Origin of the sequence: Clostridium sp. (assembly GCF_051650885.1) — a bacterium.
In the GTDB taxonomy this organism is placed as follows: Bacteria; Bacillota; Clostridia; order Clostridiales; family Clostridiaceae; genus Clostridium.
Genome location: NZ_JBOFRG010000270.1, coordinates 1 through 9,126, shown reverse-complemented (window position 1 = coordinate 9,126; position 9,126 = coordinate 1). Strand labels below are relative to the sequence as shown.

General features: G+C 27.6%; 9 protein-coding genes and 1 tRNA gene. 9 read left to right on the top strand and 1 reads right to left on the bottom strand.

Translation table 11 applies throughout. The features are described 5' to 3' along the window. The first annotated feature begins 89 nt into the window (after positions 1-89). The 4 genes from ACRC28_RS13080 to ACRC28_RS13065 all read left to right on the top strand — a co-directional run bounded on the left by ACRC28_RS13080 (position 90) and on the right by ACRC28_RS13065 (position 4,061). The gene (locus tag ACRC28_RS13080) at positions 90-1,097 is read left to right on the top strand and encodes a 4Fe-4S dicluster domain-containing protein (RefSeq protein ID WP_438543894.1); all 1,008 of its coding nucleotides are present in this window, start codon (positions 90-92) and stop codon (positions 1,095-1,097) included. Between the two features lie 13 nt (positions 1,098-1,110). Then, positions 1,111-2,130 (top strand): sulfite reductase subunit C, encoded by a 1,020-nt coding sequence (gene asrC / locus ACRC28_RS13075; RefSeq protein WP_438543893.1) that lies wholly within the window; start codon positions 1,111-1,113, stop codon positions 2,128-2,130. A gap of 198 nt (positions 2,131-2,328) precedes the next feature. After that, positions 2,329-2,811 carry a DedA family protein gene (locus ACRC28_RS13070; RefSeq protein ID WP_438543892.1) on the top strand — a complete coding sequence of 161 codons (483 nt, stop codon included), beginning with the start codon at positions 2,329-2,331 and terminating at the stop codon, positions 2,809-2,811. A gap of 227 nt (positions 2,812-3,038) precedes the next feature. Next, on the top strand, positions 3,039-4,061 hold the full coding sequence (locus ACRC28_RS13065) for a lysozyme inhibitor LprI family protein (protein WP_438543891.1): 1,023 nt from the start codon (positions 3,039-3,041) through the stop codon (positions 4,059-4,061). Between the two features lie 74 nt (positions 4,062-4,135). Here ACRC28_RS13065 and ACRC28_RS13060 read toward each other — a convergent pair whose 3' ends face one another. Next, the gene (locus tag ACRC28_RS13060; protein WP_438543890.1) at positions 4,136-5,206 is read right to left on the bottom strand and encodes an NAD(P)H-dependent flavin oxidoreductase; all 1,071 of its coding nucleotides are present in this window, start codon (positions 5,204-5,206) and stop codon (positions 4,136-4,138) included. Positions 5,207-5,375: 169 nt separating this feature from the next. Between ACRC28_RS13060 and ACRC28_RS13055 the strand changes: the two genes are divergently transcribed. The 5 genes from ACRC28_RS13055 to ACRC28_RS13035 form a co-directional block, all read left to right on the top strand. Next, positions 5,376-5,451, top strand: a tRNA-Trp gene (locus ACRC28_RS13055). A 225-nt stretch (positions 5,452-5,676) separates the two neighbouring features. Beyond that, entirely contained in the window at positions 5,677-6,261 is a 585-nt protein-coding gene (locus ACRC28_RS13050; RefSeq protein ID WP_438543889.1) for a hypothetical protein, read from the top strand. 95 nt (positions 6,262-6,356) lie between these two features. Continuing rightward, a complete protein-coding gene (locus ACRC28_RS13045; protein ID WP_438543888.1) occupies positions 6,357-6,554 on the top strand; it encodes an alpha/beta-type small acid-soluble spore protein in 198 nt (65 codons plus the stop codon). Between the two features lie 81 nt (positions 6,555-6,635). Continuing rightward, entirely contained in the window at positions 6,636-7,721 is a 1,086-nt protein-coding gene (locus ACRC28_RS13040) for a metallophosphoesterase family protein (RefSeq protein WP_438543887.1), read from the top strand. Continuing rightward, a partial coding sequence (locus tag ACRC28_RS13035; RefSeq protein ID WP_438543886.1) for an AAA family ATPase occupies positions 7,711-9,126 on the top strand: 1,416 nt, incomplete at its 3' end. The genes ACRC28_RS13040 and ACRC28_RS13035, both read left to right, overlap by 11 nt.

Here is a 9,126-nt window from a genome sequence, read left to right as displayed (position 1 = left end):
TATTAGAATTTAAATCCCTGTATTTTTAGGGAATTATGCTTTATAATTTTCTTCATTGAACTAATGAAAAAATATGAGGAAGTGACTTTATGGACATTAAATTTTCTAAAAATAATGTGGACAGCTTTTTAAACAAATTACAAGAAGAATATGATGTATTTGCACCAATAGCTTATAAAAATGAAGGTAGATATAGTAATGTAGATAGTATTAGATATGGAAAAATAAACTCATTTAATGATGTTGTTTATGATAGAAGATCTGATTATTCAGCAAAAGAAGTATTATTACCAATAAATCATTTATATGCAGTAAAGATAAATGGAAATATTATAAAAAATGAAGATAAAGATAATGAAAAGAAAAAAATCATAATTCTTCGTGCTTGTGATATTCATGCTATGGAAAGAATTGATAAAAAGTTTATGAAGGATGATTATTATAGAGCAAGACGTGAAAATGTTAAGTTTATGGTAATGGAATGTCCAAATGCATTTGATACTTGTTACTGTGTTTCAACAAAAACAAATGAAACAGATAATTATTCAATGGGAATAAGATTTGATGGAGATAATATATTTATCAAAGTAAAGGATGCAGATTTTGATAAATATGTTATGGATGAAAATGAAAAAGAAGATTTTGAAATAAGATTTGCTAAGGAAGATGGAGTAAATGTTAAGCTTCCTAAATTTGAACTTTGGGATTACAAAGCTTTAGATAAGGCTAGAAATTTAGAATTTTGGAATGAATATAAGAATCGTTGTATAGGATGTGGAAGCTGTAATGCTAGTTGTCCAACTTGTACATGCCTTTCTACTAAAGAAGTTAAGATAAATAATTCAGATGTTACAGAAATAAGAAGAGTTTGGAATGGATGTCAACTTATAAAAACTAAATCATTAAAAGGATTTACGGTAAAAGATTTAGTTCCTGCAAGAGTTAGACAAAGAGTTTTTGATAAGTTTTATAATCCAAAAACAGAGCATTCAGAAGAACAGTTATGCGTTGGATGTGGACGTTGTACAAGTATCTGTCCAAAACTTATTAGTTTTGCAAACACTTTAACAAGATTAACAGAAGAGTTAGAGAAGTAGGAGGAGCCTTAAGATGAATAAAGATATAAATGTAGAAGCACTACGTGCTAATTGTTTCCGTCAATCAAAAATTCCAGGAGAATTTATGTTTCAAATGAGAGTTCCAGGAGGAATTACTGATGCAAAACATTTAGGTTTAGTTCAAGAGATTGCTACTAAATATGGAAATGGTACATTCCATTTTGGAACAAGACAAACCTTTAACATGCCAGGTATTAAATATGAAAACATTGAAAAAGTAAATGCTTTAGTTAAATCATATATTGAAGCTGTTGAAATAGAAAACTGTAAGGTGGATATGGAATCTAATGAAAAAGGATATCCAGCCCTTGGAGCTAGAAATATAGGAGCTTGTATTGGTGGAGAGCATTGTATAAAGGCTAATATTAATACAGCAGAACTTGCTAGAAAGCTTGAAAAAGTAATTTATCCAAGTCATTATCACATAAAAATCAATATAACAGGATGTCCAAATGACTGTATAAAAGCTCATATGAGTGATTTTGGAATATATGGAGTTACACTTCCACAATATGATTATGATAGATGTGTTGAATGTGGTGGTTGTGAAAGAGCTTGTAGAGCACATAGTGTTGGTGCTATAACTGAAGAAAATGGAAAAATGATTATAAATAGAGACCTTTGTATTGGATGTGGAGAATGTACAGATGTTTGTCCTACTAGAGCTATGAAAAGATATGATAAACAATTATATAGAGTAACTATAGGTGGAAGAACAGGAAGAAAAAATCCAAGAATGGGTAAAGTGTTTGTTGATTATGTAACAGAAGAAACGTTAATAAGCATTTTTGAAAATTGGATTCCATTCTCAAAAGAGGTATTACACAATAATCCAGTTTATATGCATGGTGGACACTTAATAGATATGGTTGGATACGAGAAAGTAAAAGAACTTTTATTTAAAGGTGTTAAATTTAATAAAGAAGCTAAAATAGCTAAGAGAATTAACTGGAGTGAAATTGAATATAAAACAAACATTAATGTTGTTAAGGCAGAAGATGTTATAAAATAATTTTAAAGAGGATTTTTTCATTTTGAAAAGGTCCTTTTTGCTTATATGAAATTTGTAATTATTAATAGAATTAAGGAATTAATAATTTCTATTTAAGAAAAAATTAAGGTGTATAAGATATTATAGAAATATAGTAAAATATGGGATGTAAAGGTATAATACTTATATGGGAATATTTAAGAGGAGAGAGGCGATTGTATGGAACAAATATTAGAGTTATTTGCAGAGTATGGAATAATGATTATATTTATTCTTGTATTTTTAGAGCATCTTAATTTACCAGGTCTTGCAGCAGGAGTCATTTTAGGTGGTATAGGGATTGTTGTAAAAAAAGGAGATATAAATTTAATATTAGCGTTAGGAATATGTTTAATAGCAGCACTACTTGGGAACATTGTATTATATTCAATTGGAAGATACATAGGACCTAAAGTTATAGAACTTCTTATAAAAAAATTTCCAAAATCTAAAAATGCTATTTTGAAAGCTGAAAAAATGGCTGAAAATAGTTATGGAAGAATTAGCACAAGGTGTATGCCAGTAGTAAGGACGATTGTCCCAATTATAGAAGGTGGACTTGGAGTTAAATTTATAGATTTTATAAAAACATCAACAATAGGATTATTTTTATATAATGGAGCAATTGTTGGTGGAGGATATTTTGTAGGATATTTAGTATAGGTAAGTGTAATTAAAATAGAAGAAAGTATTATAATAAAGTTTATAAAAACGTCTACAATAGTTTTATTTTCTTATAATGGTGTATTTATAGGTGATAGATATATTTTAAGGTATTTAATTTAGAATATTAACAAATAATAAATTAATTGATTAAAACAAGAAAAAATTATTGAAGTATATTAATATATTATATATCTTAAGAAAATACACTAAGGAGATAGGATAAAGTGAGCAAAGGAAAAAATCCACAAAAATTAGCGGTGGATAGAAAAATAGCCAAAGATAAAAAAAGAATGTATAAGAGAAGACGAATGGTAGCTAGCGTATTAATTATAATATTAATAGGGATTGGAATAGGAATGATAGTTCCTAACATTAAAGGTACAGGTGAGTCAAAAGGAAAGAAAATAAATAATTATATGATAGAGGGAAATAATGATACTGCAAATGGAGATTATAATGCAGCTATTACAAATTATCAAAATGCTTTAAACTTAGATAGCTCTAATGAAAATGCAACTGATTTGATAAAAATATTACAAGGATATATGAAAGCCAATAGTTTTTATGAAGCAGGAGATAGTGGGGATGCAAGTGTAGAGTTAAGTAATATTCCAAGTAGCTATACAAGATATCCTATTGGTAAGAAAATAGATGAACTTAAAGAAGCGATAAAAAAAGGAAATCCAAATACAGATAAGCAAAGTGATGCAAAAACAACAACTGATATTTTAAATTTAAGTAATTTATATGGTGCGGGAAAATATAAAGAGGCACTTGCATTAATAACTAGTATGGAAGGGGATAATTTAAGCCCAACTCAACAAGCATATGTATCGGAAGTGGCCATAGGAATAGATCAAAAGCTAAATATAAAAGATGCAAAAAATAATAAATTCTATCAAAAAGGAAAGTATTTATTAGAATTAAGTAATCTTGATATTGCAGTGAATAATATGGAACTTGGAGCAAGTACATATGAGCAAAAACTTACGAGAGCAAAAGATAAATATAATAAATGGAATGATGAATTAAATAAAATCTTAAACGGATTACAAGTTAAAATGTCAAGTGAAGATTGGACCAAACTACAAAATGATGAAAATACATGGAAGACGGGAATGGAAGCAAAAGCTAAGGAAAGTGAGAATGATTATACTGATTCCTTAGTTAAACAAACAGCAAACTATCAAACACAGAGGGAATTAACAAAAGAGAGATGTTATTATTTAGTTAATACATATGTGTAAAATAATTTGTAATAAAGCAAAGGACTTTTTCAAAATTGAAAAAGTCCTTTATTTTTAAGTTTAATATTAAAATACTAAGCTTCTAATATTTCTTTTTCTAAAGTATCCATTAAGGTTTGAACTGAAACAATCTCTTTTATTTTATGTGCGTTTTCACCACAGAAAATTAATCCATTGTCTAAATCACCATTAACTGAGTTAATTAAAGCTTGAGTTATACAGTATGGTGTATCCTTAGGATTACAAGGAATTAAACAATCATAACATTTTTTTACTGGAATTTTACCTTCTTTAGTTTTTTGAACAAAAGGATTTAAAATAGCACGACCTGGCATTCCAACTGGGCTACCTACGATACTAATGTTATCTAAAGTAGAATTAACATAGGCTTCCTTAAATTCAAGAGAAGCATCACATTCATCAGTTGCAACAAAACGTGTTGCCATTTGAACACCTGATGCACCAAGCTTAAGATATTTAGCTATATCAAAGCCATCAAAAACACCACCTGCAACTATAACAGGAATGTCTTTATCAAAACGAGCACCATGCTCTTTTACATGTTCAATGATTAAAGAAATTTCTTTATCAAATTCTTCAACAGAAAGATTTTCGACTTGGTCTTTTTTAAACCCAAGATGCCCACCAGCTTTAGGACCTTCTATAATAACTATATCAGGTAGTCTATTATTATGCTTTTCCCAAAGTTTTAAAATTACTCTACATGCTTTTAGAGAAGAAACGATAGGAGCAATTTTAACTGCTGAATCCTTTACTAACTTAGGAAGAGCAGTTGGCATACCAGCACCAGAAATGATTAAATCAATGCCAGCATCAATAGCAGCTTTAACATAATCTTCATAGTCTTTAGTAGCAACCATAATATTAACTCCTAAAATACCATTTTTAGTTTTTTCCTTTGCAATTCTTATATGTTCTTTTAAGGCTCTAAGGTTAGCAAGCTTAGAGTTTGTATTAAAATCTTTTTCTTTAAATCCAATATCAGCTGAAGATATAACACCTATACCACCAGCATTAGTTACGGCAGAAGCTAGAGAAGATAATGATACTCCTACTCCCATACCACCTTGAATGATAGGAAGTCTAACTTTTAAATTACCGATTGTTAAAGGTTTGATATTCATAAAAAATCCCTCACTTATATTTATTTTGAAAATTAAATAGTTTGACTATCAAATTAATTTATTCCATTATAATCTAAAAAAAGAAAATTAACAACCAATAATTAGAATTTATTATCTGAAAGAAAAAGATTGACAATAGAAATATTATTTGATAAACTAAATAGGACTTAGGGGTATGGCTCAATTGGTAGAGTAGTGGTCTCCAAAACCATTGGTTGTGGGTTCAAGTCCTACTGCCCCTGCCAAAGACATTCATTTGAATGTCTTTTTTTTTGCTTTTTTTTATTATAATGGATAGTTTATCAAAAAAATAAAAAAAGAAAGGTTCGACAAAAATAAGAGAAATTCAAAGGATTTACAAAATAAATAATATTAATTTCAAAAAAGTACAAAAAATTAACCAAAAGTTTAAAAAATATGTTATAATAAAGTAAATTGAAATCGAAAAGATTCATGAAAGGAGTGGAAGTATGAAAAAGGTTAACATAAAATTAATTTTAGGGATACTAGTAAGTTTAGTAGTTTTAACAATTGGGATTGTAGGAATAGATAAATATTTAAAAGCACATAGATATGAAGTGATAGATACTTCGACTACTTATGAATCAAAAGAGGAATTAAATTCAGTTGTTGAGGTAATAACTAAAGGAACGTATCAAAGTGTTCAGTCTTTAGAAAAAGAAAAAGAAAAAGCATATATTGTAGTTGCAGATGAAAACGTAAACGATAGTCAAATAAATGATATTATAAAAATGGGATCAGACTTAAATGTGAAAATAAGTTTTTTAGATAATGATGTAGTTAATAAGAATAGTGAAATACAAAGAAATGGTGATACAGTAATTCCAAGAGGGGTTAACTTAGAAAGAATTGTAAGAGAGAAACAGATAGAAGCGGTAAATTTAGATAGCTTTTATTCATTTAATTCACCTGATACAAAAAGTGTAGTATTATTTATAGGGAATGCAAAAAAATTAGAAAATTCTAAGAGTGAGTTTAATAAAAAAGTAGAAAATTTAAAAGAGCAAGGATATGTGTTTAAGGCATTTGCTTAGTGGATAAAATTACATAGAATTAAAATATATAAAATATACATAATAATAAATGAAGGCTTGGTTTAAAATTAAGAAAATCAAGGAGGAATTTATTTATGAAAAAGAAGTCCTTAAATAAAAAAGAAAGTCCATTAGAAGCTTTTAAATATGAAGTGGCAAAAGAGATTGGAGTTCCGTTAAAGGAATACAACGGTGATCTCACAGCAAAGCAGTGTGGTGCAATTGGTGGTGAGATGGTAAAAAGAATGGTAGAAAAATATGAAAACAGTATAAAAGAAAATAAAGAAAGCTAAAACTATTGTTTATACAATAGTTTTTATTTTTGACTTTTTTTAGTAAAATAGAACTAGAGTTCTTGTGAGAGGAGAAAATTTATGAAAGAAATTAAAATAGTGCATTGTAGTGATATACATTTAGATACAGCTATTAAAGATATGGAGGGTGGTCTTGGAGAAAAAGTAAGAAGAAATATAAAGACTGTCTTTAAGAAAATTATAGATATTTGTAATGAGGAAAAAGTTAGAATCCTACTTATTGCAGGTGATGTTTTTGATAATAATAAAGTAAAAAAAGAAACTGTAAGCTTTGTAAGAGATATATTAGAAGAGCTAGAAAATACTTATGTATTTATTAGTCCTGGAAATCATGACCCTTTTAATGGGAAATCTTTTTATGACATTATAGATTGGCCTAAAAATGTTTATATTTTTAAAGGTGGGTTAGAGAGAATAGATTTAGAGGATGTATCAATTCATGGTTTTGGATTTAACGAAAAGTATCAAAGAGAGACATTGATGAAAGAAATTAATATAAAGGAAGATAATATAAATATATTAGTTGGACATGGAGACCTTGGGAATAGGAGCAGTGAGTACAATCCAATTTTATTAGAAGACTTTGAAGAGAGCGGATTAGATTATATTGGGTTAGGGCACATTCATCTTTATAGTGGAATAAATAGATGTGGAAAAACTTATTATGCATACTCAGGATGCCCTCAGGGAAGAGGCTTTGATGAAGAAGGAGAAAAAGGAATAGTAATTGGAAATGTTAGAAAAGGCTTTGCTAATTTAGCCTTTAGAAAGACTTCAATAAGTGAATATGAAACTTTAAATATTAATGTAGAAAATGCTGAAAATTTATATTTTATAGAAAAATTAATATTAAAGGAGTTAGAGGAAAAAGAGAAGGAGAACTTCCTTAAAATAAGGCTAATAGGAAACATAAAGGAAGACATAATTATAGATAGGGAAATTTTAAAAGAAAATTTGAATAAGTATAATGTAAAAATTGTAGATGAAACTAGGGTAAAGTTAGATATTAAAGAAAATTCAATCAAAGGTATGTTTATAGAAGAGTTAAAAAAGGATGAAAATATTGATGAAGAGATTTTTGAGTTAGCTTTAGCTTTTGGAATGAGAAGTCTAAGTGATGAGGAGATAGTTTTAGATGATTATTAAAAGGGTGAAAATAATTAGCTTTGCTGGAATTAAAAATAAAGAAATAGAGTTCAATAAAGGATTAAATCTTATATTTGGAGAAAATGAGGGTGGAAAATCTTCTATACAGGAATTTATTAAGGTTTGGCTTTTTGGATTTGGAAATACTAAAAAAATCAGAGGAAGATATCTTCCTTTAAGTGGAGGAATAATTGAAGGAGAGCTTTTGATTGAACAAGATGAAGTTCAATATTTAATAAAAAGAAGGTTTGGAGAAACTAAGAAAAATGATTTCATAGAAGTATTAAACTTTGTAACAGGTGAAAAAATAGACCTAAAGAAAAGAGAGGTTGGAGAAGTTCTATTAAACGTAACAGAGAAAACATTTTCTAGAACCTTATTTATAGGGCAACAAAAAATAATAATAGAAAAAGAAAAAAAAGAGGATGAAATAAAGGAAAGATTAAAGAGCACTTTAAATGAAAATACTGATGAAGTGTCCATAGATAAAGCAATTGAAAAATTAATGGAAAAAAGAAAAGAGATACAAGGGGCTAGAGGAACTGGTACTTTAAAAGAAAGTAATGAAGCTTTAAATAAATTAAATGAAGAGTTTTATAAAGCAGAGAAGTTGAAAAGGGAAACTTTAGAGCTAGAAAGTGAGCTTAAAAGAGTTAAAGTAGAAAAGAAAAAAGTAAAAGAAAATATAGAAAGACTAGAGATTTATAAAAAACATTTAAAAAGGGGAAATCTGAAAAAAGAATATGAGGAGATAGTAAAATATTTCAACAAAAATGAGGCTAATAAAAAAGAAGAAGAAACCCTTTATGAAGAATTAAATAAATTAAGCAAAAATGAATTAGAAATGTTAGAAAAGAAGTTTGAAGATATAAAGCTTATAAATTTTAAAATAAGAGAAAATAAAAGTAATATAGAAGAATTTAAAAATGAAGAAGAAGAGATAAAAAAAGAAAATGTAAAGTTAGATGTGTTTTATTCATTAGGTGGAGATATAAAGGACAAGATAAATAACTTAATTACAGAGACTAAGTCTTTTAAAGAGAAACTAGAAAGTGAAGAAAAATTAAAAAGATTAATAGATGAAGAGGAAAAGAACTTAGAGGAGTATGAAAATAAGCTTAAGAATAAAAATATCTTAGAAAAAGATATAAATGGTATGAAGGAACTTTTAGAAAGTGTAAATAAAGGATTTGATATAAAAAAATCAATAGGGATAATAGTGGTATTTATCGTACTTGCGATAGTAGGTTTCATTATAGATAAAAATATTTTAATTATAGTAAGCTTACTTGGAGTAGTTGGAGTTATTGTAGCTACTTTTATTTTGAATTTGAAAAATAATATGTTAGAAAAATATAACTTCAAAAATATAGATGAGCTTAAAGAAGCTATAAGGGAAATTGAA

Coding starts and splice junctions, on each gene's coding strand:
- ACRC28_RS13070 (WP_438543892.1), top strand. CDS start 2,329: ATGGAACAAATATTAGAGTTATTTGCAGAGTATGGAATAATGATTATA.
- ACRC28_RS13045 (WP_438543888.1), top strand. CDS start 6,357: ATGAAAAAGAAGTCCTTAAATAAAAAAGAAAGTCCATTAGAAGCTTTT.
- ACRC28_RS13080 (WP_438543894.1), top strand. CDS start 90: ATGGACATTAAATTTTCTAAAAATAATGTGGACAGCTTTTTAAACAAA.
- ACRC28_RS13050 (WP_438543889.1), top strand. CDS start 5,677: ATGAAAAAGGTTAACATAAAATTAATTTTAGGGATACTAGTAAGTTTA.
- asrC (WP_438543893.1), top strand. CDS start 1,111: ATGAATAAAGATATAAATGTAGAAGCACTACGTGCTAATTGTTTCCGT.
- ACRC28_RS13060 (WP_438543890.1), bottom strand. CDS start 5,206: ATGAATATCAAACCTTTAACAATCGGTAATTTAAAAGTTAGACTTCCT.
- ACRC28_RS13040 (WP_438543887.1), top strand. CDS start 6,636: ATGAAAGAAATTAAAATAGTGCATTGTAGTGATATACATTTAGATACA.